This is a genomic window from Arthrobacter sp. lap29, assembly GCF_032458965.1.
Lineage (GTDB): Bacteria > Actinomycetota > Actinomycetes > Actinomycetales > Micrococcaceae > Specibacter > Specibacter psychrochitiniphilus.
In genome coordinates, this window is the sequence record NZ_JAUCEK010000005.1 from 150606 (window position 1) to 173727 (window position 23122).

Here is a 23122-nt window from a genome sequence, read left to right on the forward strand (position 1 = left end):
CCTCATCGTCGGCGCAAATCGCCATGACTCTTTCCACAATATAGAATATTGGCGTCTGAAATCCCAGAATATCGGGATGCTGAGGACACTTTCGGCCCAGAAACCGGCAGATGAGTGAGGCTTGCCACGCCATTTGCTTCGACAGTGACGCAGCACACCATTCGCGCTGCGTGAGAAGGCTCACACATGAACTCCAAGGGATCCGCACTTACGCGCGGCCTGAACGTCCGCCATATCCGCTTCATGGCGTTGGGCTCAGCCATCGGCACGGGCTTGTTCTACGGCTCCTCGAGTGCCATCCAAAAGGCCGGCCCGGGCGTCCTGCTGGCGTACATCATTGCCGGCGCGGCAGTCTTCATCGTCATGCGCGCCCTGGGTGAACTCGCCGTCCGGCACCCCGTATCCGGCTCCTTTGGCCAATATGCCAGCCGCTATCTAGGCCCACTAGCAGGATTCATCACCGGCTGGACCTATGTTTTTGAGATGGCCATCGTGGCCATTGCCGATGTCACGGCCTTCAGCATCTACATGGGCTTCTGGTTCCAGGATGTCCCGCGCTGGATCTGGGTTCTGGCCATCATCTTCTTCCTGGCCGCCATCAACCTGCTCAGCGTGAAGGTGTTCGGCGAGCTGGAATTTTGGTTCTCCCTCATCAAGGTCTCGGCCATCCTCGCCATGATCGCCGGCGGAGTGGCCATTATAATTTTCGGTTTCCACATGGACGGCGCACAGGCGGTTTCGGGCCTGGGCAATCTTGTAAACAATGGCGGATTCCTGCCCAACGGCTGGGTGGGGTTGCTGGCCGCGTTCGCCGTGGTCATGTTTGCCTTTGGCGGCATTGAAACCATTGGTGTGACGGCCGGCGAGGCGAAGGATCCCGGCAAGTCGATCCCGGCGGCCGTCAACACCGTTCCGGTGCGTATTTTGCTCTTCTATGTTCTGACGTTGGGCGTGCTGATGAGCCTGATCCCGTGGAATGACATCACGGGCGAGACCAGCCCCTTCGTCCAAATTTTTGATTCCCTGGGCATTCCCTTGGCGGCGCACATCCTCAACGCAGTAGTCATCACGGCGGCTCTCTCGGCCATCAATAGCGATATCTTTGGCGCCGGTCGCGTCCTGTTCGGCCTCTCCCAACAAGGCCACGCACCCGCCGCCTTTGGCCGTATTTCCAAACGCGGAGTGCCGTGGATGACCGTCATGCTCATAACGGGCGTGCTACTGGTGGGCGTGGTCCTGAACGCCACCATCCCCGAGGACGTCTTCTTGCTGATCGCCTCCATCGCCACGTTCGCAACGGTGTGGGTGTGGATGATGATCCTGGCCTCGCATGTGGCCATGAAGCGCGAGATCTCCCGCAACAACCTTGCCCCCTCCGCCTTCCCCGTGCCGCTCTGGCCGCTCGCCTCGATCCTGACAAGCGTGTTCATGCTGGGCATCATCGTGCTGTTGGGAATCTACCCTGACACCCGGGTGGCACTCTATGTTGGGGTGGCGTGGCTGGTGCTGCTGACCCTTGCCTTTAGGCTGTGGGTCCGTGGTGATGGACGACGCCGGGCCGTCCTTCTCGATGAAACCCCGCCTGCCGCCGCGGCTAGCCAGGTACCGGAGCCGGCGCTAGAGGCAGCTACTCCGGTTCGGCGTCGTTGAGCACTAGGGCGCAGCGCCCAAACTGGCGTACTTTACTGTCATCCCACAGCTGAGCGGGCATGGCACCGCCCAGAAGGGCCCGGGGCAATCCGGCGCCGTCACCCAGTGGGGAGTCGCTGCCAGCAATGATGACATTGCCGGAGCGGCGCCCCTTCAACATGGGCGGGTCCGCGATGATCACGGTGTGTTTGAATGCGCCCGCAATGGTGGCGGCCTCGCGCCGCGCAACGGCCAGCGCGGGTGAGTCACCGCAGTTAACAACATATACGCCGCCGGGAATGAGTACATTCTTGGCGGCGCTGGTAAATTCTGCTGTGGTCAGCGCAAACGGCGTCTTGGACCCGGCAAAAACATCCCGGATCACCAGGTCCCGGCTGCCCGCTGTCAGCGATTCGGTGACTTCGCGTGCCTCACCCACCCGGATCTTCAGCAGCGGCGCGCGGGGCAAATCAAACCAATCCCGGACGTAGTTGGCCAGCTTCCCGTCAATCTCCACCACCACGTTGCGGGAGTTCGGGTAGGCGGCCACCAGATAGCGCGGCATGGAGCAAGCCGCCCCGCCCAGGCTCAGCGTGCGCAGATTTGCCCCGGCATCCCAGCGGTCCTGCACCAGCGCCATGATCCAGCGCATGTATTCAAAGTCCAGACGCAGCGGGTCGGCCAGGTCAACGTGGGAACTTTGTACGCCATTGAGCAGGAGGAGCCAGCCGTTGGGGTTGTCGCCGTCGGGAATCAGTACCGCCGTGCCGGTATCGGTTGAGAAGGTTCCGGCCACGGGCCCTCTGATGCCGGGCTCAGGCTCGGCCGCAACATTTTTTGGTGTGCGCTGACGTCCCATTAGAGGCTCGCAGTGGTGCTGCTGTTGGCAGCCGGGAAAGTAATCACCCTGCCAGCGTAGTGCAGTAGCACCGAGCAAGTTTTCGCCTGCATTTTCAGTGACAGTCCGGCCATTGGCCAGTTGCCCATGCCGGCAGCACAGTTGGAACTTCCGCCCGCCGCCGGCATGGGTCACTCGTTAGACTGCGAGCAGTTCTCGCTCGCGCTCCACCTGCGCCGTGGGCGAAGTGTCTTCGTTCAACGGGGAGTGGGTACCGGTGTTCAACGGTTTGAAGCGGTCAATCACAACCACCAACCCCAACGAGAGAACTCCCCAGATGCCAAAGTTGAGCAGCGCCCCGCCCACTACGTCGCCGCCAAAGTACATGACGGAGCGGACAGCTTCAACAGCTGCCGGCATCGGCAAAATGTCATGGAGCGTCCGGAAAATTTCCGGCTGCATGTAGATGGACAGCGCCCCTCCCGAGGCGGGGATACCGACAAACATGAGAATGGCAACCACCGGCAAGATGGAGAGCATCCCGATGAGTCGCTCAAAAACTGCTGCAACCATGGCCATGGCAAAGATGGCCACAATGCCTATTCCGAACAGTGGCCAGAAGTGACCGTGAATGGCCCCAACCATGGGCCCTGCAATCAGATAGAGCACCGCAGACATGAACACTGACCAGGCGGCCACGATCGGTATGAGTTTACGCAGCGCCCGTGAGGCGGGTGCTGCGTTGGCGCCAACAACGATGATCAAGAATCCCGCCATCATCCAGCCCATCGCCATGTACATGGGGACTGTTCCAGCACTGTCGCCATCTGTCAGCGGCGCCGTGTTTTCAACGTTCAGCGTCATGTCCTGGCCAGCAGCTACCTGCCCGAAGATGGTGGTGACAAGCTGCTGGGCACTGGATCCTGCGGCCTCATTGGTCAGCAGCAACGCGGAGCTGTCCTGTGCCGAAGGCAGTACCAGTGCAGCCGTGACCTGGCGATCGTGAACCAAGGCGCGGGCCTCGTTCTCAGAGTCCACAGCACGCAAATCAAAGAGTCCCGCCATATTGGTGTCGAGCTGGTTCACTGCCTCTTGGCTGGCCTCAGCTGTGGCACCGACAATGGCAACAGGCATATCGCGCGGCGTGGGCTCCCCCATGGCGCCGAGCATGAAGGAAATCATCATGGCCACCATGGCGAACGGGAAGAACAGCAGCGCGGTGTAGCGCCAGAAACGTGATTTGGGGCGCTTGCCACCATGCAGGGATTGCACGGCAACGAACGGCTCGGGAGCATTGGGGTGCTTGCGGGACTTGTACACGTCATATCCGAAGGTCAGCAGTAACGCTACGACTGCCCCGATAGCAAGGACAATAAGGTAAGGTGCCACTCCTACACCGTCAAAGTACATGACCGAACGCAGCGCCTCACCCAGTGCAGGCGTGGGCAGGAAAGAGTGCAGGAATGCGTAGAAGCCGGGCATGGTGTGCACGGATAGGCCCATGTTGGAGGCTGGTACGCCCAGCACCATCAGAAGGAGCATGGCTACGATGATGGCCAAGGGCCCCAGAAGTCGAGTGAATAGCAACTGCACCGCACCGACGGCAAAGACACCGAGCCAGCAAATTCCCAGCACAGCCCATGCATGTCCTTGCACCACCCCTAGAATCGGACCGGTCACAGCCCACACCAATCCGGAAACAAGTGCCGCCCAGCCTGCCAGCAAAGGCACAGCACGGCGCTTACGCAGCAATTCCGGGGAATTGGACAGCGTCAAGCTAAATGGCAGGTATCCGGCCATGATGAGCGCGGTGGTCATGAACATGGCCCCCAGCCCGGACTTATCAGTGTCCGGAAGCGGCGCGAGGTCCTGCGCCTGTAGCTGCAGTCCTTGAGCCATGATTTGCGGGGCAAGGAGCCCTGTCACCGTTGTGGCCTGCGAGGCTCCGGCGGAACCGGCCGTGTACAGGGTGGCCTTGCCGTTTTCAATAACGACGGCGGCACTAACCTCACGGCTCACAACTTGCCTGCGTGCTTCTTGGGCACTGGCAACTGTGCGGACATCCACGGCATCCGGATCTGTTGTTTCCAGCGTCTGGGCAAACGCCCCCGCGGCGGCTGGGGCTCCGGCAATTGCAATGGGCATGTTGTTCGGTGCCGGGGAGTGCATGGCGGCCAGATAACCGCCAACCATCATTCCCACCATGATCAGCGGCATCATAAACATGGCCACGTAGCGTCCAATGGTTTCAGCCTTGGCGCGCTTGCGCGCAGCCGCCTCTGCCTCTTCTGCGCTCACCCCGGCTGCAGAAATTGGCGCACCGGGTACGCTCTCCGCCTCCGTGTTTGAGGCCACTGGGTCATGCTTCGTGACGGGCGCTGTGGCCGCAGCGTTTTTCCCGTACACGGTGGGTTCATTGCCCGGCGTTGGCTCGCTTGGGTTCTCTGAGTTGCTGCTCAAGTTCATACTCCTGGTGCTGGCTAAAGTTACGTGGCGCCCCGTCTTGCCAGAAAATGTGCCCGAAAGCGGCCTGGCGCTGTTGGCACATCTCGTGCCGACGGTCGTATTTAACCACTTTACGCCACGTGGCGTAAAAAGGAATAAGACGAGTGCAGCATCACAGCCGCACCCGGCCACGGTACGGTGGTGAGTTGAAAGAAAGTGGGGATCATGGGACATCACGGAGACAAGGCGCGCGAGGCACTGCTAGATGCTGCCGAGGAACTTTTTGCCATTCACGGGGTAGATGCCGTCTCAAACCGAAAGATTGCCGAGCATGTAGGGACCCATAACCATTCGGCCGTGGCCTACCACTTCGGCAACCGGGAGGAATTGATCCGAGCACTGCTTGAACGCCACCTGCACAGCATGCAAGGGCGGCGCAACGAACTTCTGGCAGACCTGCCCGAGGACGCAGGGCTACGGGAGGTGATTGCCTGCCGAATATTGCCGTGGGTGGAACAACTCGCCGCTATGCCACAGCCAAGTTGGCGTGCACAATTCCTCTACCAGGTGCGTTCGGTCCCATCCGCAGCGAAAGTACTGGCGTCGTCCTTCGAAACGAACGACGGCTTCGATGAGCTATTCCTTCGCATGCGCGATAGTTTGAGTGATATTTCGCAGCCCATTTTGCGGGCACGGGCCAGCGTGCTGGGACATTTGGCGTTGGGCATTTGTGCCGAATTTGAGGCTGCGTTGCAGGCGGGTACACAGCACGGCAACTGGACGTCCGTGGGCTATTTCCTTATTGATGCCGGGGCGGGAATGTTGGCGGCGCCGGTGACACACAGCGAGGATTTCCTGAGCCCGCCAACCATTCCCAGCCTGATCTGAACCGGGCTGTCCTAAACCAGCCGCACCTGAACCGGGTAGCCGGCGTTACTGACCGAGCCCGTCCAAGGCCCCTTCCAGCCGGCTCACCTTGCCGTCGAGTTCGCCAGTATGGCCGGGGCGAATATCGGCTTTGAGCACCAGGGAGACCCGCGAACCATAACGGCCCACAGCCTCGGTAGCGCGCTTGATAACCTCCATGACCTCATCCCATTCACCTTCAATTTCGGTGAACATGGAACTTGTCCGGTTGGGCAGGCCTGATTCGCGAACCACTTTCACGGCCGCCGCCACCGCAGTGTGGACGGATGCGTCATCACCGGTGCCGGCCGGTGCGTCAAGGGGTGTGCCGCTGGGTGCCACTGAAAAAGCCACAATCATGAGAATCTCCTTGATGGGTTGTGTTTACGGGTGCTGCTTCTATTATGGGCAGTCCACCCCATTGGCGTATGCACGGGTTCCAGATAAAGTAGCTAAAATGCTTCCCACTCTTTTTGCACTTCCGCTGGCCCCTGCCCCGGACCCCTACGACTACAGCTACGACACCACCATGGATTCCGCAGCATTCGCGGCCTTCTTCATGGCCCTGATGGGCATCTACGCGCTCATCTTTGTGGTTGCCTGGCTGGTCACCGGATTCGCTTGGGCAGGAGTTTTCAACAAGGCCGGGTATGCCAAGTGGAAGGCGTTCGTGCCCTTCTACAACAGCTGGATCATGGTGAAGATGGTAGGGCGCCCAGAATCCCATTTCTGGTTCCTCTTCATCCCGTATTTCAACATCTACATGATGATTGTCATTATGAATGACATGTCCAAGTCTTTCGGCAAGGATACCGGTTTCACTGTGGGTCTGGTCCTCTTACCCGTTGTTTTTGCCGCCATTCTCTCCTATGGTGATGCCGCGTACCGCGGACCGTCGTACCTAAGCGCCGATCAGAAGCAGCAGGCCATGTACTACGGGCAGCAGCAATTTGCCCAGCAGCAGTACGCGGCCGCCCCCGGCCAGCAATACCCGAACGCCCAATACCCCGCAGCACCCTACCCCACTGCACCGGATGGCCAGCCGGCGGGTCCCAACCAGCAGGATCCTGCGCAGAACCCGTTCGGCTCAGGGCCAGCCCAGCAGCCGTAGCCCGGCGGCGGCCCCGGCCCCGGCGAGGACCACCACGAGAAATGGCGCCTTGCACCAAAGCGCAATTGCGGCCGCCACGAGGGCGCCGATCCTGGCATCCACCACAACGGAGGTGCCGCTGGCTGCGGCGTTCACAACCGTCAGGGAGGCCAACAGGCCAATGGTCAACGTTCCTGCCACCCGCGACATCCGCGGATTGGCGAGCACCTTCGCCGGGACCAGGTAACCCAGCAGCTTTGTCAAATACCCCACAACCGCGGCCACCAGCACCCAAAACCACAGACTCATGGCTGGCCCCCGTCCGTGCCGGGCGTGCTGTGCTCGCTGCTGGGTCCGGGGCTGTGCCGGTAAGGCTCAATGTCAGGTTCCAGACCGTCGTCAATATGACCTGGAGCATGGGACGGGGTGCCTCCTCTGCGGAACCAGCCAATGATCCCGGCCGCGAGGGCGGCCACTAAGATGGGGACGCCCGGTGGCACGAACGATACCGCCAGCAGGGTCACGAGGGCGCACACCACGGCGATCGCAGCCGGCTGGATTGCCTTTATTCGCGGCCAGAGCAGGCCCAGGAACGCTGCCACGGCAGCACCGTCAAGCCCCCATTGCTTGGGATCACCCAGGGCGTTGCCAATCACTGCGCCCACGGCGGTCATGATGTTCCACAGAATAAAAATGCCCAGCCCGGCAACCCAGAAACCACGCTTTTGCTCATCTGGGTCCGTTTGTCCCGTTGCCGTGGCGCTCGATTCGTCAATGGTGACGTGTGCGGCCGCAAGGCGGCGCCATCCGGCAGGACGCAAAAGGGCGTTGATCTGCATGCCATAAACACCGTTGCGGATGCCCAAAAGAGCGGAGGCGCTCATGGCGGCCACACCGGATCCGCCTCCGGCAATCACACCGATGAAGGCAAATTGCGAGCCTCCGCTGAACAGCAGCAGGCTCAACACCATGGTCTGGAAAAAACTCAGTCCGGATGCAACGGAAAGAGCACCAAAGGAAACCCCGTACAAACCTGTTGCAATGGCAATTGAGGCGCCAATTTTCGCAGCCGGGGAGCCTTTCAGCTCCGTAGCGAGCCCTCTGACGCTCACTGGGAAATGATGATAGGCATGGTGTTCGTGTCAATGGGCTCAGTAGACAGACTCAGGTGTTCTGTGCCGTGCAGGGCATCGGCTGCCCGGACCAGGGCCAGGTGAGAGAACGCTTGGGGGAAGTTTCCTGCCATGCGGCCACGCCCCATGTCATACTCCTCACTGAGCAGGCCTACCTCATTCGCCAGGCCCACAAGAGTGTCCATGAGGACCACGGCTTCCGGGCGGCGTCCGGTGTGGGCGTACTGTTCCACCAGCCAGAAGGAGCAGGCTAGGAACGGGTGTTCGCCAGGTTCCAACCCGTCGATGCCGGAGGTTGTCTGGTAGCGCATAATGAGCCCGTGCTCATCCACGAGCTCGGCTTCCAAGGCGGCCACCGTGCCCAGCATTTCCGGGGAGCTGTATCCCACAAATCCCACTTGGGGAAGCACCAGCAAGGAAGCATCCGTGGTGGTTCCGCCGTACGTTTGGGTAAAGGTGTTCAGTTCCTTGTTGAGGCCGTGTTCCATGATTTCGGCTCGCAATTGCTCACGCAACTCTTCCCAGCGTTCAACATGGCCAGCCAGTCCGTGGTTGCGCACGGCCCGGACAGCACAGTCAAAAGCGGCCCACATCATCACCCGCGAATGTGTGAAGTAGGACAAATCACCGCGCATCTCCCAGATGCCATGGTCACGCGAGGAAAGGTGATTCTCTACAAAACCCAGCATGGCCTGTTGCAATGGCCACGAGAAGTGGTCCTCGTGCCCACCGGCAAGCCGAAGCTTTTCCAAGGCCACGAGCACTTCGCCCACAACATCGGCCTGGTACTGTCCCACGGCGCCGTTGCCAATGCGCACCGGCGCGGCGCCCTCATAGCCGGGCAAATGGTCCAGAACACCTTCGGGCAGGTTCCGCTCTCCTGACAGCCCGTACATGATTTGCAGGTCTTCCGGATCGCCCGCCGCGGCCCGCAACAACCAGTCACGCCATTTCAGCGCCTCTTCCGCGTAACCGTGGGTCAGCATGGCTTCAAGCGTGAGAGCCGCATCGCGCAGCCAGCAAAAACGGTAGTCCCAGTTCCGTGCACCACCGAACTCTTCCGGCAGCGACGTAGTGGGCGCAGCCACAATACCGCCGGTGTCCTGATGTGTCAGAGCACGCAACACCAGCAAGGAACGCTCAACGATTCCCGCATATTTTCCGTCGTGGTTGTAGCGTGCAGCCCAGTCCTCCCAGTACCTGCAGGTCGCAGCCAGTGCGGCGTCCGTATTAATGGGGCGCGGTTCCGGCCGGTGGGAGGGATACCAAACCAATTCCTGCTCAACCCTGGCCCCGGCCTGAACCGTGAACTTTCCTGCGTGTTCGCGGTGGGCCGCGTGCGGCAGCTCATCTCCTCGCAATACCAATGCATCAGGTCCTGCAACGCCCACAATTCCTTCGGAACCATCCGCGTTCTTAACCCTGCGCACCCATGGCAACACCTTGCCGTAACCCGGGCGGATAGTGATGTTCTGCTGAAATTCCACACTGCCGCTAATTCCTTCAATACGGCGCACAAGGGACGCCCGCCTGTCCCCGATCGGCATAAAATCAGTGATCTTTGCCGTCCCCGTTGGGGTTTCCCACACCGTTTCAAGCACAAAGGTCCGGCCAACGTAGCGGCGGTGCGCCACCGTCGCCTCGGGGTGGGATGGGGCCATCAGCCAGCGGCCATGGTCGCTGGTTCCCAACAGTGCAGTGAACACAGAAGGTGAATCAAAACGGGGAAAGCACAGCCAGTCAATGCTCCCATCGCGGCCCACTAGGGCGCCTGTGTGCAGGTCTGATAGGAGGGCGTAGTCTTCAATTCTCGATGCCATTGTTCCATGCAATCACATGGCGTGCCCAAAACGTCAAGGCCGTCTGTAAAGGCAGTCTGTATTAGTGCCGCTCTGTGAGCATCTCCCGGAGCGCCCCGGGCTTATTGCTTGTCAGTTGTGTGACGCCAGCACCAAGGCAAAGTTCCAGGTCCTGGGCACTGTCAACCGTCCACACCCGCAGGGTGCGTCCCACGGCCAGCCAGCGGGCAACGTCACCTGGGTAAGCGCGCAGGTACTGAACGCCGGGTCCGGCGAGGAGGGCAACGCCGTCGTCCACCAACTGCTGGCGTTGCCACTGAAGGCGGTCCTCGGGTCCAACAACTTCAAGAAGTGCACACAGTTTCTCCGCGGCCACATGCTGGGCCAAGAACAGCACTGCCTCGGGGTGAAAGGACATGAAGGAGACATCAATTTTTCCTGCCGCGTGTCCCACACTGTGTACCACCGTGGAGGTCTCCGGGCTCCAGCCGCGGCCGCGCAGGGTGTCCAGCGCCGCCTCAACCAGCGCCGGGTCAAAGTGGCCGCCGTATTTGAATTCAATGGCCAGACTCATGGGACGGGAAGCCGTGCTGAGAATGTCCAGCAGTTCGGCCAGCGTCAGCAACTGTTCGGCCGTAGTACCAAATTCGGGTGGGATGGCGGAGCCGTGCCAGGAACTGAAATCCACGGCGCGCAGCTGGGCCAGTGTCATCTTCGCCACAGCCCCGGAACTGTTGGAGGTGCGGCTGATGTCTTCGTCGTGGAGGAGCACCAGGGCACCGTCCGCAGTGAGGTGAAGATCGCACTCCACGCCGTCGGCGCCGTCGGCGATGGCTTGCAGGTAGGCGGCGCGGGTGTGCTCGGCATAGGCGGCACTGGATCCGCGGTGGGCGAAGATCATAGCTGTCATGGCCTCACGCTACGCTTACTGTCATGGCTTCGACACAACAGCTTGACCCGACCGGCCTCTTACCGCACCCGGATATTGCCAAGGCGGCGGCGCTGCGGCGCATGAAGAACATCGCTTTGGCATTGTTGGTATTCATGGCGGTGGTGTTTTGCTTTGCCTTTGCCCTGGCGCCACGCTTCCCCTGGCTGGCCTATGTCAGGTCCGCGGCCGAGGGCGGCATGGTGGGTGCCCTGGCCGACTGGTTTGCGGTGACGGCACTGTTCCGTTATCCCATGGGCCTGAAGATCCCGCACACGGCCATCATCCCCAACCGCAAGGACGAGATCGGTTCTTCCCTGGCGGAATTTGTGGAAACCAATTTCCTGTCCGAGGAAGTGGTGTCTCAGAAGCTGGCCAAGACCCAGATTGCCCAGAAGGTGGGGACGTGGCTGGCAAGGCCAGAAAGTGCCCAGCGGGTGGCCACCGAGGGCGCGGCCGCGATGCGCGGGGCGATTGCCGTTTTGAAGGACGACGACGTCAAGGACGTCATCGAATCCATGGTGCGCAAGCATGTCCTGGAGCCGCCGTGGGGCCCGCCCATTGGCAAGCTCGCGGAACGGATCTTTGCAGACGGCCACCACCACGCCCTGGTCGATCTTCTGGTGGACCGCTCCACCGCATGGATCAAAAGCAACCACACCACCATCAGTGGACTGGTTTCGACCCGTTCACCTAGTTGGGTGCCACAATTTGTGGACGGCCTGGTGGGAGATAAAATTTACACCGAAATCCACAAGTTTGCCCTTGCCGTACAGGAGGATCCGCACCACGAGGTCCGCCTGAAACTGGACGATTATTTGAAGGATTTGGCCCAGGAACTCCAACACGATCCGGCCATGATCGCCAAGGCCGAGGGCATCAAGGCCCAGGTTCTGGGAGACCCGGAAGTGCGGGAGCTGGCCGGGCGCACCTGGGAAACGCTCAAGGCTGCACTAACTGATGCGGTGGAGGATCCCACGTCCGAGCTGCGCCTGAAGTTCACCTCCGCAGTTCAGGACTTCGGTGCCCGCCTGGTCTCAGATACGGAACTGGCTGCCAAGGCCAACAAATGGATTTCAGACGCGGCAGCCTATCTCGTGGGCACATACAAGCATGAAATCACCTCTCTGATCACTGACACGGTGGAGCGTTGGGACGCAGCGGAAACCAGCCAGAAGATCGAACTTCAGGTGGGCAAGGATCTGCAGTTCATCCGCATCAACGGCACCGTAGTGGGATCCCTGGCAGGTCTGGCGATCTTCACCATTGCGACGCTCGTGTTCCACTGACGCTCACGCGTCAGTTCTTACGGGCGTCAGCTCAGGGCTTGTGCGGCCTAAATTCGGGCACGGGCACATCAATTCCATGCGTCTTCCCTGCCTTCTTGGGCTTCACTCGCTTCCCGGGCTTCACTCGCTTCACGGGCTTCACGGGCTTTGCTGACTTACCCGCTTTCACGGGCTTAGCCGTTTTCGCGGCCTCAAGTTCAGCCAGCAATAGCGGCGGGATCTCCAACGGCGCCGGACCGAAGGCGCGGTTGGCGGAGGCGATGACAGCCTTGCCCATCATGTAGTTGCCCACGCCGCCCACCGCGGCACCAATGCCAAACGGCAAGGCTTTCCCCACAATGGAAGCACTGCCCTTGACCGCCATCTTCTTCAGGAACCGCTTTTGCACCGGCGCCACGAGCGTCCTTATGGTGGCCAGCGGCATATTCTTGCTCAACGATTTCCCCCAAGCCTGCATGGGTGTTTTGCCAGTGCCGAGCGCGTGGCCGGTCAAACCCGCCAGCAGGGCCTGGCCCTCATCACCCAAGATGATAGTCATGACGGCCAGCTGTGCACTCTCCGGGTTTGCAAGACGCACCCCGTGCAACTCGGCCACCGACTGTGCGTAGAGAGCCGTGGCCTCGAGAAACACCACGGTTGCCGCTGCGGAAATGGACAGTGCCACCACCGTGCCGAATCCAGGAATGATGGCCGTGGCCCCGATGGCCGCCCCGCCCGTACCAACACTTGCGAGGAAGTCACGCTCCAAGCGCTGACTCAGTTCAAATGAGGTGGCATAAGGGTAGCGCCTGCGCAGGCGGCGCAGATTCGCCAGCACCAAGGGCCGTTGCACCTCTACAGCACCTAGCAACAGCCGGTGCAAGACAGGGGTCGGGTTACCCTTCTCATCGAACGCCACTCCCGCCACCATCTTCACCGCTGGGTTAGACTGTGCCGCATTACTGGTGAACCCTGAATCTGCGGTGAACCCTTGCGCGGCATTCATCCCCACATGGTTGAGATCTTTACGTGTCATGAAACTCCCCTGCCCTGTTTGTGATTAAAGGGTATCCGGCATTCCTGAGCGCCGCCTCAGGGAACGTGTATGTGGTGAGCAGACAGGGCACCTAGCCTGCGAGCGCCGGGAGGTGCCGACGTCGTGCTTCCAAGAGGCCAGTTATCACCGCACCCAAGCGGAATAACCCGGCCACACAGCCCACCGCCTGAGGTCTTCTCAACTACGCCTGGGAACAAAAGAACCTTGCACATTAGCGGTCAAAAACGAGGCCACATCCCCGAGCTCATCATGGCGGATGGTGTGCCCCAGGTCCTCATAACGGGCCTGCTGCAGCTCGGTGTTGGCGGCCAGCCACCCGGCCGTGAACTCCTTGGCCTGGGCATTGATGACAAGATCCTTGTCCCCGTACGCCCAGAAGAACGGGATCTTTGTGGTCAACGGTTCCATGGTTGCCAGGAGCTCATTGTGCAGGGCAAAGCCGGACAGGCCCACACCGGTTGTGAACAGGTCCGGGCGCAGCCTGATCAGCATGGTTGCCATGGCCATGCCCTGTGAGAAACCCAGCACGGACACCGAGCTGAAGCGGTGCTGGAGCATTTGCGCATCCAGCCATCCCAGCAACTTCGTGGCGGCACCCATCACTTCGGCAAAGTCGTTGGCCAGAAAGTAATCCAGCAAGAACCAGCCCCAGTCACCTGAAATCTTCCGTGGTGCCCGTGGCGCTGCACACACAAAACCCTGTGGCATGTCCTTGAAGAGTGCACTCATGCGGGATTCATCGGATCCGTAGCCGTGCAACATGAGCAGCAGCGGCTTGCCCGCTCGGTCACCTTCCGGGCGGGACCACGCAACAGTTTCCATGGCGCCAGACTACCGGCTCCGTGCGCCCAATCCGCCCGCCCAATCCGTGAATCAAATCCATCCGGGAGAAAAGGTCGCTTTGGTGGTTCAAAGCGACCTTTTCTCACGGATGAATCGCGGGACACCCCACCTCAACCACACCATTCTGCGTTTATGTTGGTTTTACCTTGACTTCCAAAGATAAACACAGATAAAGTCATTAGAAACAACATCTTGTGACTCCGGTCACTGACATCGGAAGGAAGCCACATGTTCGCGGAGGAACGGCACCAGCGAATCATCGAACTCGTCAGCACTCAGGGCCGCGTTGGCGTCACCGAACTCGCCGAACTGTTTTCCATCACCCAGGAGACCGTGCGCCGCGACCTTGCCACGCTGGAAGAAACGGGCGGGCTGCGCCGCGTCCATGGAGGCGCTGTCGGCACCGACCGCTTCACCCGCTCCGAGCAGAGCCTGCGTGAACGCCAAACCCAGTATCTGGATGAGAAGCAGCGCATCGCCACGGCCGCCCTTGCCTTGATTCCCCACGCCCCAACAGCGTCAATCCTGCTCGATTCCGGCACCACCACCGCCGCATTAGCTGAACTCCTGGCCAGCTGGGTCCCTGCAAACACCCGCGACGAGCTGCTGGTGATCACCAATTCCCTACCCACCGCCGTGTCCCTGAGCACCAACTCGCACCTGCTGTTGGACATTATCGGGGGCCGGGTGCGCGGGCTGACCAGCGCAGTGGTTGGAGCCCGCGCCACCGAACAACTTGGCGCCCTGCGTCCGGACATCGCGTTCATCGGCGCCAATGGCATCCACCCCGAATTCGGTTTGAGCACCCCGGACCCCGTAGAAGCAGCCACCAAGACCGCCATGGTCAAGGCGGGCCAGAAAGTAGTGGTCCTGGCAGACGCCTCCAAAATCGGTACCGAAACTTTGGTCCGCTTTGCCACATTGGAGGACATCGACACTCTCATCACTACGGCGGAACCTGACGCTGAGCTCGCAGCCGCCCTGGCCGGCGCCGGCGTTGAGGTCGTGATCGCATGATTCTCACCCTGACCCCCAACCCCAGCCTGGACCGCACCATTGAGCTCGCGGGCCCGCTGCATCGCGGCGAGGTCCAGCGCGCCACACAAGCCTCTCAACATCCGGGCGGCAAGGGCGTGAACATTGTCCGCGCCCTGACCACCTCCGGAATCGACGCGCTGGCACTGCTGCCCGGGGACTCGGAGGACGCCGTTGTGCGCGCTCTGAGCCTGGAGAGCATCCCGCACCTTTCGCTGCCCATCGGCGCGCCCCTGCGCAGCAACGTGGCCATCACCGAGCCCGACGGCACCACCACCAAGGTCAATGAGCCCGGCCCCACGCTCACCGAGGGGCAGCTGGCAGACCTGCTTGCGCTCACTGTGGAGAAGTCCGACGGCGCATCCTGGCTGGTGCTGGCCGGCTCGCTCCCGCCAGGCATTCCGGATAACTTCTATGCCCGCGTGATTGAGGCGGTGCGTGGCGCCTATGGTGCGCAGGCACCTCGGATTGCTGTGGATTCCTCGGGTGCCCCGCTGCGCGAATGCCTGCGTGCCGCACCCGATCTACTCAAGCCCAACGGCGAAGAATTGGCCGAACTGACGGGTATTTCCACCGGCCCCGCGTTGGAGGCTGATCCGGCTGCCGCCACAGCGGCAGCCAATCTCCTGCTCCGGCACGGAGTACGAGCCGTCCTGGCCACGCTCGGCTCCAAAGGCGCGGTGCTGGCCACCAGTTCGGGTGCCTGGCATGGTAAATCTCCAGCCATCAAAGCACGAAGCACTGTCGGTGCGGGCGACTCTGCCCTCTCCGGATACCTGCTGGCAACGCTCCGCGGGGACTCCCCCGGCGCCTGCCTGCAGCAAGCGGTGGCCCATGGCGCGGCCGCAGCTTCCCTCCCCGGAACCATGGTTCCTTCCCTGGCACAAACCAACCCGGCCGCCGTCATCGTGACGGTCCAGGCCCCAGCCGAAGAGAGCTGACATGACAACCCTTATCAACGATGATCTGGTCCTTCTTGATACCAACCTCGGAACAGACACCACCTCGGTGATCCGCCACTTGGCCGAACTCATCACCAAAAACGGCAGGGCCGCCGAGGTGGAAGGACTCTTCGCAGACGCCTTAGCCCGCGAACAAAAAACAGCCACAGGGGTCCCCGGCGGTATTGCCATCCCGCACTGCCGTTCCGCAGCGGTCCTGGAACCCACCCTTGCCATGGCCCGCCTCAACCCGGCCGTGGACTTCGGCGCCAAAGACGGCCCCGCAGGCGCCGATAACGAACACCTCAAGCTGCTCTCCAAACTGGCCCGTTCCCTGATCAAAAAGGACTTCACTGCAGCCCTGCGCGCAGCAGCAACCCCGGCTGAGATCGTGGCCCTCGTGGCGGACGCCCTCAAAGACAAGCCAAAGCCGGCCGCATCAACACTGGCTCCTGCGGAAATGAGCGCCGCGGCCTCGGGTCCCGGCTCCACCGCGACCGGTGGCGGTGCGGCTGAGCCCGCCCGCAGGAAGCGGATTGTTGCCGTGACGGCGTGCCCTACGGGGATCGCGCACACCTACATGGCCGCCGATTCGCTTGTGCAGGCCGCGCAGGAAGCAGGCGTTGACTTCCAGGTTGAGACGCAGGGTTCCGGAGCTGTGACACCGTTGGATCCTGCGGTCATTGCCGCAGCGGACGCCGTCATTTTTGCCGTGGATGTGGATGTGCGCGGCAAGGAACGTTTTGCCGGCAAACCGCTGGTGAGCTCGCCCGTCAAACGCGGGATTGACGAGCCAGCCAAAATGATCCGGGAGGCAATTGCAGCGGCGGATAACCCCAACGCACACAGGGTCCCGCACTTCGGCGCAGAGGAAACCGCGGATCAGAAAGCACAGTCATCCGGTGAAAGTCTTGGCGCCAAGGTCAAGAAGGTACTGCTAACCGGTGTCAGCTACATGATCCCGTTTGTGGCCGGCGGCGGTTTGCTGATTGCGCTGGGCTTCCTGTTGGGAGGCTTCCAAATTACAGAGGTCGCGGACAAGATCCTCACCAGCAACAGCCTGACCAATTTGCCCACGGATATACCTATTAAGGCCTTGGGCCCGCTCGGGGCCTATCTGGGCGCCGTAGCATTCAAAATTGGTAGCCTCTCGATGGCCTTCCTGGTCCCAGCGCTGGCTGGTTACATTGCCTTTGGCATCGCCGACCGCCCAGGCATCGCCCCCGGTTTCACCGCTGGCTCCGTAGCCGTCTTCATGGGTGCAGGCTTCCTCGGAGGCCTGGTGGGAGGCATCCTGGCCGGCCTTGCCGCCTACTGGATTGGCAGCTGGAAGGTTCCTCGCTGGCTGCGTGGACTCATGCCCGTTGTCATCATTCCTCTCTTGGGCTCCATCCTCGCCTCCGGTGCCATGCTATTGTTCCTCGGCGCACCCATCGCAGCACTCACTGTTGGGCTGAACAACTGGTTGACCGGAATGTCCGGGGCATCCGCCGTGGTGCTCGGTATTATCTTGGGCCTGATGATGTGCTTCGATTTGGGCGGGCCGGTCAACAAGGTTGCATACGCCTTCGCTGTTGCAGGGCTAGGCGCCGGCACCATCGCCAACCAGGCCCCGTGGGAAATCATGGCCACCGTAATGGCTGCCGGCATGGTTCCGCCACTAGCTATGGCCTTGGCTACCGTGCTGGATAAGAAGCGTTTCTCGCTCGCCGAGCGTGAAAACGGCAAGGCCGCTTGGCTGCTGGGGGCCTCCTTCATCTCCGAAGGCGCCATCCCGTTCGCGGCCGCCGATCCGCTGCGCGTCATCCCGGCCTCCATGCTCGGCGGCGCCGTGACAGGTGCCCTGACCATGGCCTTCCACGTCACCTCACAAGCCCCGCACGGCGGATTCTTCGTGTTCTTCGCGATCGGCAACGTGGCCATGTTCGCCCTGTCCATCGCTGTAGGCACCGTGATTGCCGCGCTGGCTGTGGTGGCACTGAAACGCTGGGCCGTGCGCACCCCCGTTGATACCCTTGCAACAGCCGCGCCTGTTCACCAGGCCGCCTAGGTCCTGGCCATGATTGTCAAAGGAGAAACCGTGCAAAACTTTGTTGGAGTCGGCGTCTTTCGGGGCCGCGTAATTGCCCCTATCCGGCATATGCCGCCCGCTCTAGCCGAGCCTCCCGCTGGTGAAAAGTTGGAAAGTTCGACGCCGCCCGAGACTGCCGCTGCCACCATCAAGGCCGCCGGGACAAGCGTTAAGGTCACGTTTTTGGAGCGTGCCGCTCGGGCTGAGGGTGCTGGCAAGGAGGTTCTCGAGGCCACGGCACTCATGGCCACGGATCCCATGCTGATCAAGGCAGCCATCAAGTTGGTCAATGCCGGCACCTCACCCGAACGGGCCGTGTGGGAGGCAGGTGAAACAGTGGCCCAAATGCTGCGGAATTTGGGCGGCATGATGGCGGAGCGTTCACACGATGTCCTTGACGTCCGCTCACGCATTGTGGCTGTCCTGCGTGGGGTGCCCGCCCCTGAGATCCCGGACGCGGCCGAACCGTTCATCCTGGTGGCCGAGGATCTGGCCCCTGCCGACACTGCCACGCTTGACCCCACAAAGGTCATTGCACTGGTGACGGCGGGCGGCGGTCCGCAGTCACACACGGCCATCATTGCCCGCAGCCTGGGGCTTCCAGCGGTTGTGGCAGCCGCCGGAATCACGGCTCTCACCGACGGGGAGCTGGTGTTCGTTGACGGGGCGGCCGGAGTGGTGCGCACCGAGCCAGGAGCTGCAGAACGTTCCGCAGTGTCAGTATGGGAAGAACAGTCCTCCCTGCTGACTACCTTTGACGGTACTGGTCAGCTCGCCGACGGCACCTTATTGCCCCTCCTAGCCAATGTTGGCGGGGCCAAGGACGCTCAAGAAGCCGCCATGGCTAACGCCCAAGGCGTGGGACTGTTGCGCACCGAATTTTGTTTTCTTGGCAACAGCACCGAGCCCAGCCACGAGGATCAGGTGGCCGCATACCAAGGCGTCTTTGAGGCCTTCCCGGGCAAGAAAGTTGTTGTCCGCACTTTGGACGCAGGGGCAGATAAGCCGCTGCCCTTCCTGACCGATTCCACCGAGCCCAACCCGGCATTAGGAGTGCGCGGCTACCGAACCGATCTGACCACCCCCGGCGTACTAGCCCGGCAGTTGGCGGCCATTGCCGCGGCCGCCGCCGCAACGGAAGCCCAGGTGTGGGTCATGGCCCCCATGATTTCCACCGCTTCCGAGGCAGCCGACTTTGCTGCGTTGTGCACTGCAGCAGGGTTGCGCGTTCCGGGCGTCATGGTGGAGGTCCCCTCCGCCGCACTGACCGCCCGGCACATTCTGGATCAGGTGGAATTTGCCAGCCTGGGCACCAACGACCTCACCCAATACGCCATGGCCGCTGATAGGCAGCTGGGTCCGCTCGCCACCCTGAATGACCCTTGGCAGCCGGCGGTACTGGCCCTGGTCCAAGCCACCGTCGAGGGCGCCATCGCCCAAGCCAAGCACTCGGCGTCGCTGGAAACTTCCCTGCCCAAGCCGGTGGGAGTATGTGGTGAGGCAGCCGCTGATCCGACCCTCGCCGTGGTGCTTGCCGGCTTGGGTGTCAGCACACTGTCCATGACGCCGCGGGCGCTGCCAGCCGTGGCCGCCGTACTGCGCACAGTGACCTTGGCGCAGGCTCAGGTGCTGGCCCAGCAAGCTGTTGGCGCACCCTCCGCAGCCGCAGCCCGTGAACTGGTGCGGGCAGGGCTGCCCGCACTGGCAGACCTCGGACTCTAACCGTTTGCGGGGCACACCCGCCCCGCACTTTAAACATTCCCAACTCAAGACCTGGAGCACACCATGATTGAACGCACCGCCACTATCGCCAGCACCGTTGGACTGCACGCCCGCCCGGCATCGATCTTCGCCGACGCCGCCGGTGAACTGGAGGCAGAAGTGAGCATTGCGCGTGTGGGCGAACCCGCAGAAGATGCCGTGGGCGCAGACAGCATGCTCGCGCTCATGAGCCTCGGTGTGGAGCACGGGGAAGTGGTGGTGCTGCGCACCGATGATGACTACGCCGGCGAGGCCTTGGACGCCTTGGTTCGCATCCTTGAGACCAACCACGACGCCTGATCCCCGATCCTAAAGCCCTGCCAAAATCTCGCTATTCGGCCGCTTTTGGTGAGGCTTTCACGGTGTTGATAAGACCCCTTTCTGAGGGTCAAAATGCCGTATCTGCTAGAATTCATGGTCTGTCCGAAAAGAAACAAACGTACGTCGCAAGCAACCAGCCTCTTTAAGGGGATGAGCAAATGCCCATAGACCCAAGCACGATTCAACCGGAAACAGGTGTCAACGACACCACAGGCCCATCGAAGAATCGAGCAAAGAAAACTCGCCTGCCCACACTAAAAAAGCGCCGTCTAGGCGTGGATGACGTCAATATTGTCAACGGGCCCATGCTGAAAAAAGCACTCAGTGGCACTGTGGTGGGCAACACCATGGAATGGTATGACGTAGGCGTCTTTGGGTACCTGATCGGTACCATGGGCCCTGTCTTCCTCCCTGACGCCGACAAAGACGTACAGACACTATTTCTTCTGGGAACTTTCGCAGCCACCTTCTTAGCCCGTCCACTCGGTGGTGTGGTGTTTGGTTGGCTGGGCGACAAAGTGGGGCGACAGAAGGTGCTCGCAGCCACTCTAATGGTCATGGCAGCATCCACGTTCGCTGTAGGACTGCTGCCCGGATATAGCCAAATTGGTATCTGGGCGGCCGTGCTGCTTGTGGTGGTCAAGCTGATCCAGGGCTTTTCCACCGGCGGTGAATACGCCGGTGCCACCACATTTGTCAGTGAATACGCCCCCGATAAACGCCGCGGCTTCTTCGCCAGCATCTTGGACCTGGGCAGCTATATGGGGTTCGCCATCGGTGCCGCACTGGTGTCGGTAATGCAGCTGACACTGGGGCAAGAAGCCATGGAGCAATGGGGCTGGCGTATCCCGTTCCTGATTGCGGGACCGCTGGGCTTAATTGCCGTCTACTTCCGGATGAAAATTGAGGAATCCCCCCAATTCCAGGCAACGTTGGATGCCAATGAGGCCAATTCCAAGTCTGCCGCAGCAGCAGACGAGGACGCTTCCGGCGGGCCCGTCCGCCTTGTCAAGGTCTACTGGCGTCAGATCGTTCTCGCCATGGTTCTCGTGGCCGCGGCGAACACGGCGGGCTATGCGTTGACCTCCTATATGCCCACGTACCTAAGTGACTCAATGGGTTACGATCCCGTGCACGGAACAATTCTGACCATTCCCATTCTTGTTGCCATGGCGGTGTGCATACCCCTAACGGGCCGCCTCTCTGACAAGGTGGGGCGCCGGCCCATTCTCTGGGTTGGTGCACTGAGCACAGTGGTGCTGGCCGTGCCAGCCTTCATGCTCATCGCCGTTGGGCCCGTGTGGACCACGCTGCTCGGCTTGGCACTGATCGCCTTCCCAGTGACGTTCTACGTCTCAAATCTGGCCTCCGCACTGCCAGCACTCTTCCCCACGTCCAGTAGATACGGAGGCATGGGGATTTCCTACAACTTTGCGGTGGCGATCTTTGGCGGTACGGCCCCTTTCATCATGAAGGGTTTGATCAAACTCACAGGCAACGACATGATGCCCGCGTATTATCTGATTCTGACCTCGGCCATCGGCGCGGTGGCCATTTACTTCTTGCGAGAATCGGCCCAGAAACCACTGCCCGGCTCCATGCCGAGTGTGGCAACTCTAGAAGAGGCTCACGAACTTGTGGCCACGCAGGATGAAAATCCGCTGCTGGACATGGACTACCTGCCCTTTGACGACTCCTACGAGCCGCCAACTCCAGGTACAGGCATCCCCGTTACTGTGGGTAGGCCGGAAGCTGTGGACGCATAGTCCCCACGTCCTCCCCTAGCCTCGTCCCTCAGCCGGGGCCCCTCGGACGCGTGGGCCCACCCACGTCCTCCCCTAGCCTCGTCCCTCAGCCGGGGCCCCTCGGACGCGTGGGCCCACCCACGTCCTCCTGCTGCGTCGAGAGCGTGCCAACGTCTCGAGGGCGGGTGAAATTTCACCTGCCCCGGTTGCCAGCCGCAGCGGCTAACCCATCCGGGACTAGTTTCGCCAACCCCATGAGCACCCGGTAGCGCCGCGACGGGATGGACACGGCTTTGCCCGCCGCGTTAGCTGCCAGGCCTTCGCGCACCACTTGATCGGCCTCAAGCCACATCCATGGCTTCACGCCGCCCATGTCCGCACCCATGCGCTCGTGGAATTCGGTGTGCACAAAACCCGGGCAGATGGCCGTAACTTTCACCCCACGCGGGCTGTACCTAAGGTTGGCGAACCGGCTAAAGCTTAAGCCCCACGCCTTGGCCGCTCCGTACGTTCCGCGTGGAATGAAGGCGGAGACGCTTGAAACATTAATGATGCGGCCGTTGCCGCGTTCCAGCATCCCCGGCAGCACGGCGTGAGTGAGTTCCATGGGAGTCTGGGCCAGAATGCGCAGGTGTTCGGCTTCATCCTGCACCGTGTTCTTCTCAAAGGCCTTGACCAGACTGAATCCGGCGTTGTTCACCAGCACCGAGACGGGAACGGCAGGGTCCGCCAGCCGGGCAGCGACGGTGGCCACGCCGTCGTCCGTTATGAGGTCCGCAGGCAAAACATCAACGTCAATGCCAAAGTCATTGCGCAGGCGCACAGCTTTGACCTCGAGCCGGTCCACATCACGGCCCACCAGCACCAAATCATGCTGTGCCCGGCCAAGCTGCTGGGCGAATTCGGCCCCCAGACCGGAGGTGGCGCCGGTAATCAGCGCCACGGGGCGGCCCATCTACGCTGCCTCGGGGAAATCTGTGTACTGCAGATACGGTTCGGGATGTTTTTCTAAAAACCTGACCACGTAGCTGCAGTGCGGGATGATCCGTTTGCCGGACGCCACCACGTCATCCAGCGCGTAGCGGGCCAGCACCTTCGCCAGTCCGCGGCCCTCAAAGCCGGGCTGGCCCACGGTGTGGATCAGATCAATGTGCCCTGGCAGCTCCTCGAACGTGATGATCACGGCCAGTTCCTGCCCCGCATAGAGCTCATACCGGAGCCGGGCATCGTTGCGCACCAGGCGCACTGTGGCATCGAAGGGGTCTGCTTCCAAGGCTTCGTTCACGCTCATAATGTGAGCTTGGCACACTGT

At 61.4% G+C, this 23122-nt stretch carries 21 protein-coding genes; 10 read left to right on the top strand and 11 right to left on the bottom strand.

The window, feature by feature from the left end; genetic code table 11:
* Positions 1-186 precede the first annotated feature (186 nt).
* Positions 187-1650 (top strand): amino acid permease, encoded by a 1464-nt coding sequence (locus tag RY113_RS10295; RefSeq protein WP_315914479.1) that lies wholly within the window; start codon positions 187-189, stop codon positions 1648-1650.
* Here the strand turns inward: RY113_RS10295 and RY113_RS10300 are convergent.
* Together RY113_RS10300 and RY113_RS10305 are read right to left on the bottom strand one after the other, a co-directional pair.
* Positions 1628-2488 (bottom strand): fused MFS/spermidine synthase, encoded by an 861-nt coding sequence (locus RY113_RS10300; RefSeq protein WP_315914480.1) that lies wholly within the window; start codon positions 2486-2488, stop codon positions 1628-1630. The two genes, RY113_RS10295 and RY113_RS10300, sit on opposite strands and share 23 nt — an antisense overlap.
* 177 nt (positions 2489-2665) lie before the next feature.
* Positions 2666-4927 (bottom strand): ABC transporter permease, encoded by a 2262-nt coding sequence (locus RY113_RS10305; RefSeq protein WP_315914481.1) that lies wholly within the window; start codon positions 4925-4927, stop codon positions 2666-2668.
* 210 nt (positions 4928-5137) lie between these two features.
* On the opposite strand from RY113_RS10305, the gene RY113_RS10310 reads away from it, so the two are divergent.
* Complete coding sequence (locus RY113_RS10310) at positions 5138-5800, top strand: helix-turn-helix domain-containing protein (protein ID WP_315914482.1); 663 nt, start codon at positions 5138-5140, stop codon at positions 5798-5800.
* Between the two features lie 45 nt (positions 5801-5845).
* On the opposite strand, the gene RY113_RS10315 is transcribed toward RY113_RS10310, so the two are convergent.
* The gene (locus RY113_RS10315; protein WP_315914483.1) at positions 5846-6178 is read right to left on the bottom strand and encodes a thiamine-binding protein; all 333 of its coding nucleotides are present in this window, start codon (positions 6176-6178) and stop codon (positions 5846-5848) included.
* 97 nt (positions 6179-6275) lie between these two features.
* On the opposite strand from RY113_RS10315, the gene RY113_RS10320 reads away from it, so the two are divergent.
* Positions 6276-6929 (top strand): DUF5684 domain-containing protein, encoded by a 654-nt coding sequence (locus tag RY113_RS10320; protein WP_315914484.1) that lies wholly within the window; start codon positions 6276-6278, stop codon positions 6927-6929.
* Here RY113_RS10320 and RY113_RS10325 read toward each other — a convergent pair.
* The 4 genes from RY113_RS10325 to RY113_RS10340 form a co-directional block, all read right to left on the bottom strand.
* Positions 6906-7217, bottom strand: coding sequence for an AzlD domain-containing protein (locus RY113_RS10325; protein ID WP_315914485.1), 312 nt, complete (start codon positions 7215-7217; stop codon positions 6906-6908). The genes RY113_RS10320 and RY113_RS10325 overlap by 24 nt on opposite strands.
* The gene (locus tag RY113_RS10330) at positions 7214-8020 is read right to left on the bottom strand and encodes an AzlC family ABC transporter permease (protein WP_315914486.1); all 807 of its coding nucleotides are present in this window, start codon (positions 8018-8020) and stop codon (positions 7214-7216) included. The genes RY113_RS10325 and RY113_RS10330 overlap by 4 nt, the downstream gene beginning before the upstream one ends.
* A complete protein-coding gene (locus RY113_RS10335) occupies positions 8017-9861 on the bottom strand; it encodes a glycoside hydrolase family 15 protein (RefSeq protein WP_315914487.1) in 1845 nt (614 codons plus the stop codon). The genes RY113_RS10330 and RY113_RS10335 overlap by 4 nt, the downstream gene beginning before the upstream one ends.
* Positions 9862-9922: 61 nt before the next feature.
* Positions 9923-10750, bottom strand: coding sequence for a glycerophosphodiester phosphodiesterase family protein (locus RY113_RS10340; protein ID WP_315914488.1), 828 nt, complete (start codon positions 10748-10750; stop codon positions 9923-9925).
* A 23-nt stretch (positions 10751-10773) separates the two neighbouring features.
* Between RY113_RS10340 and RY113_RS10345 the strand changes: the two genes are divergently transcribed.
* Positions 10774-12057: a DUF445 domain-containing protein gene (locus RY113_RS10345; RefSeq protein WP_315914489.1), complete on the top strand. Its 1284-nt coding sequence runs from the start codon at positions 10774-10776 to the stop codon at positions 12055-12057.
* 31 nt (positions 12058-12088) lie between these two features.
* On the opposite strand, the gene RY113_RS10350 is transcribed toward RY113_RS10345, so the two are convergent.
* Entirely contained in the window at positions 12089-13072 is a 984-nt protein-coding gene (locus RY113_RS10350; RefSeq protein ID WP_315914490.1) for a hypothetical protein, read from the bottom strand.
* Between the two features lie 198 nt (positions 13073-13270).
* Complete coding sequence (locus RY113_RS10355; protein WP_315914491.1) at positions 13271-13915, bottom strand: phospholipase; 645 nt, start codon at positions 13913-13915, stop codon at positions 13271-13273.
* Positions 13916-14164: 249 nt separating this feature from the next.
* On the opposite strand from RY113_RS10355, the gene RY113_RS10360 reads away from it, so the two are divergent.
* From RY113_RS10360 to RY113_RS10385, 6 genes are all read left to right on the top strand, one after another.
* The gene (locus tag RY113_RS10360) at positions 14165-14953 is read left to right on the top strand and encodes a DeoR/GlpR family DNA-binding transcription regulator (RefSeq protein WP_315914492.1); all 789 of its coding nucleotides are present in this window, start codon (positions 14165-14167) and stop codon (positions 14951-14953) included.
* Positions 14950-15912, top strand: a complete 963-nt coding sequence (locus RY113_RS10365; protein ID WP_315914493.1) for a hexose kinase — start codon at positions 14950-14952, stop codon at positions 15910-15912. The genes RY113_RS10360 and RY113_RS10365 overlap by 4 nt, the downstream gene beginning before the upstream one ends.
* A 1-nt stretch (position 15913) precedes the next feature.
* Positions 15914-17962: a fructose-specific PTS transporter subunit EIIC gene (locus RY113_RS10370; RefSeq protein WP_315914494.1), complete on the top strand. Its 2049-nt coding sequence runs from the start codon at positions 15914-15916 to the stop codon at positions 17960-17962.
* A 30-nt stretch (positions 17963-17992) separates the two neighbouring features.
* Positions 17993-19705: a putative PEP-binding protein gene (locus RY113_RS10375; protein ID WP_315914495.1), complete on the top strand. Its 1713-nt coding sequence runs from the start codon at positions 17993-17995 to the stop codon at positions 19703-19705.
* A 63-nt stretch (positions 19706-19768) separates the two neighbouring features.
* Positions 19769-20044, top strand: coding sequence for an HPr family phosphocarrier protein (locus RY113_RS10380; RefSeq protein WP_315914496.1), 276 nt, complete (start codon positions 19769-19771; stop codon positions 20042-20044).
* Between the two features lie 179 nt (positions 20045-20223).
* Positions 20224-21831 carry an MFS transporter gene (locus tag RY113_RS10385; protein ID WP_315914497.1) on the top strand — a complete coding sequence of 536 codons (1608 nt, stop codon included), beginning with the start codon at positions 20224-20226 and terminating at the stop codon, positions 21829-21831.
* A gap of 172 nt (positions 21832-22003) precedes the next feature.
* Here RY113_RS10385 and RY113_RS10390 read toward each other — a convergent pair whose 3' ends face one another.
* Together RY113_RS10390 and RY113_RS10395 are read right to left on the bottom strand one after the other, a co-directional pair.
* Positions 22004-22765 carry an SDR family NAD(P)-dependent oxidoreductase gene (locus tag RY113_RS10390; RefSeq protein WP_315914498.1) on the bottom strand — a complete coding sequence of 254 codons (762 nt, stop codon included), beginning with the start codon at positions 22763-22765 and terminating at the stop codon, positions 22004-22006.
* Positions 22766-23101 (bottom strand): GNAT family N-acetyltransferase, encoded by a 336-nt coding sequence (locus RY113_RS10395; RefSeq protein WP_110105839.1) that lies wholly within the window; start codon positions 23099-23101, stop codon positions 22766-22768.
* Positions 23102-23122 lie beyond the last annotated feature (21 nt).

Bases quoted from the DNA above. Each gene is read 5' to 3' on its own strand.
- RY113_RS10385 (WP_315914497.1), top strand. From the start codon at position 20,224: ATGCCCATAGACCCAAGCACGATTCAACCGGAAACAGGTGTCAACGAC.
- RY113_RS10315 (WP_315914483.1), bottom strand. From the start codon at position 6,178: ATGATTGTGGCTTTTTCAGTGGCACCCAGCGGCACACCCCTTGACGCA.
- RY113_RS10350 (WP_315914490.1), bottom strand. From the start codon at position 13,072: ATGACACGTAAAGATCTCAACCATGTGGGGATGAATGCCGCGCAAGGG.
- RY113_RS10360 (WP_315914492.1), top strand. From the start codon at position 14,165: ATGTTCGCGGAGGAACGGCACCAGCGAATCATCGAACTCGTCAGCACT.
- RY113_RS10300 (WP_315914480.1), bottom strand. From the start codon at position 2,488: ATGGGACGTCAGCGCACACCAAAAAATGTTGCGGCCGAGCCTGAGCCC.
- RY113_RS10380 (WP_315914496.1), top strand. From the start codon at position 19,769: ATGATTGAACGCACCGCCACTATCGCCAGCACCGTTGGACTGCACGCC.
- RY113_RS10365 (WP_315914493.1), top strand. From the start codon at position 14,950: ATGATTCTCACCCTGACCCCCAACCCCAGCCTGGACCGCACCATTGAG.
- RY113_RS10310 (WP_315914482.1), top strand. From the start codon at position 5,138: ATGGGACATCACGGAGACAAGGCGCGCGAGGCACTGCTAGATGCTGCC.
- RY113_RS10320 (WP_315914484.1), top strand. From the start codon at position 6,276: ATGCTTCCCACTCTTTTTGCACTTCCGCTGGCCCCTGCCCCGGACCCC.
- RY113_RS10340 (WP_315914488.1), bottom strand. From the start codon at position 10,750: ATGACAGCTATGATCTTCGCCCACCGCGGATCCAGTGCCGCCTATGCC.
- RY113_RS10335 (WP_315914487.1), bottom strand. From the start codon at position 9,861: ATGGCATCGAGAATTGAAGACTACGCCCTCCTATCAGACCTGCACACA.
- RY113_RS10390 (WP_315914498.1), bottom strand. From the start codon at position 22,765: ATGGGCCGCCCCGTGGCGCTGATTACCGGCGCCACCTCCGGTCTGGGG.
- RY113_RS10395 (WP_110105839.1), bottom strand. From the start codon at position 23,101: ATGAGCGTGAACGAAGCCTTGGAAGCAGACCCCTTCGATGCCACAGTG.
- RY113_RS10370 (WP_315914494.1), top strand. From the start codon at position 15,914: ATGACAACCCTTATCAACGATGATCTGGTCCTTCTTGATACCAACCTC.
- RY113_RS10295 (WP_315914479.1), top strand. From the start codon at position 187: ATGAACTCCAAGGGATCCGCACTTACGCGCGGCCTGAACGTCCGCCAT.
- RY113_RS10345 (WP_315914489.1), top strand. From the start codon at position 10,774: ATGGCTTCGACACAACAGCTTGACCCGACCGGCCTCTTACCGCACCCG.
- RY113_RS10355 (WP_315914491.1), bottom strand. From the start codon at position 13,915: ATGGAAACTGTTGCGTGGTCCCGCCCGGAAGGTGACCGAGCGGGCAAG.
- RY113_RS10325 (WP_315914485.1), bottom strand. From the start codon at position 7,217: ATGAGTCTGTGGTTTTGGGTGCTGGTGGCCGCGGTTGTGGGGTATTTG.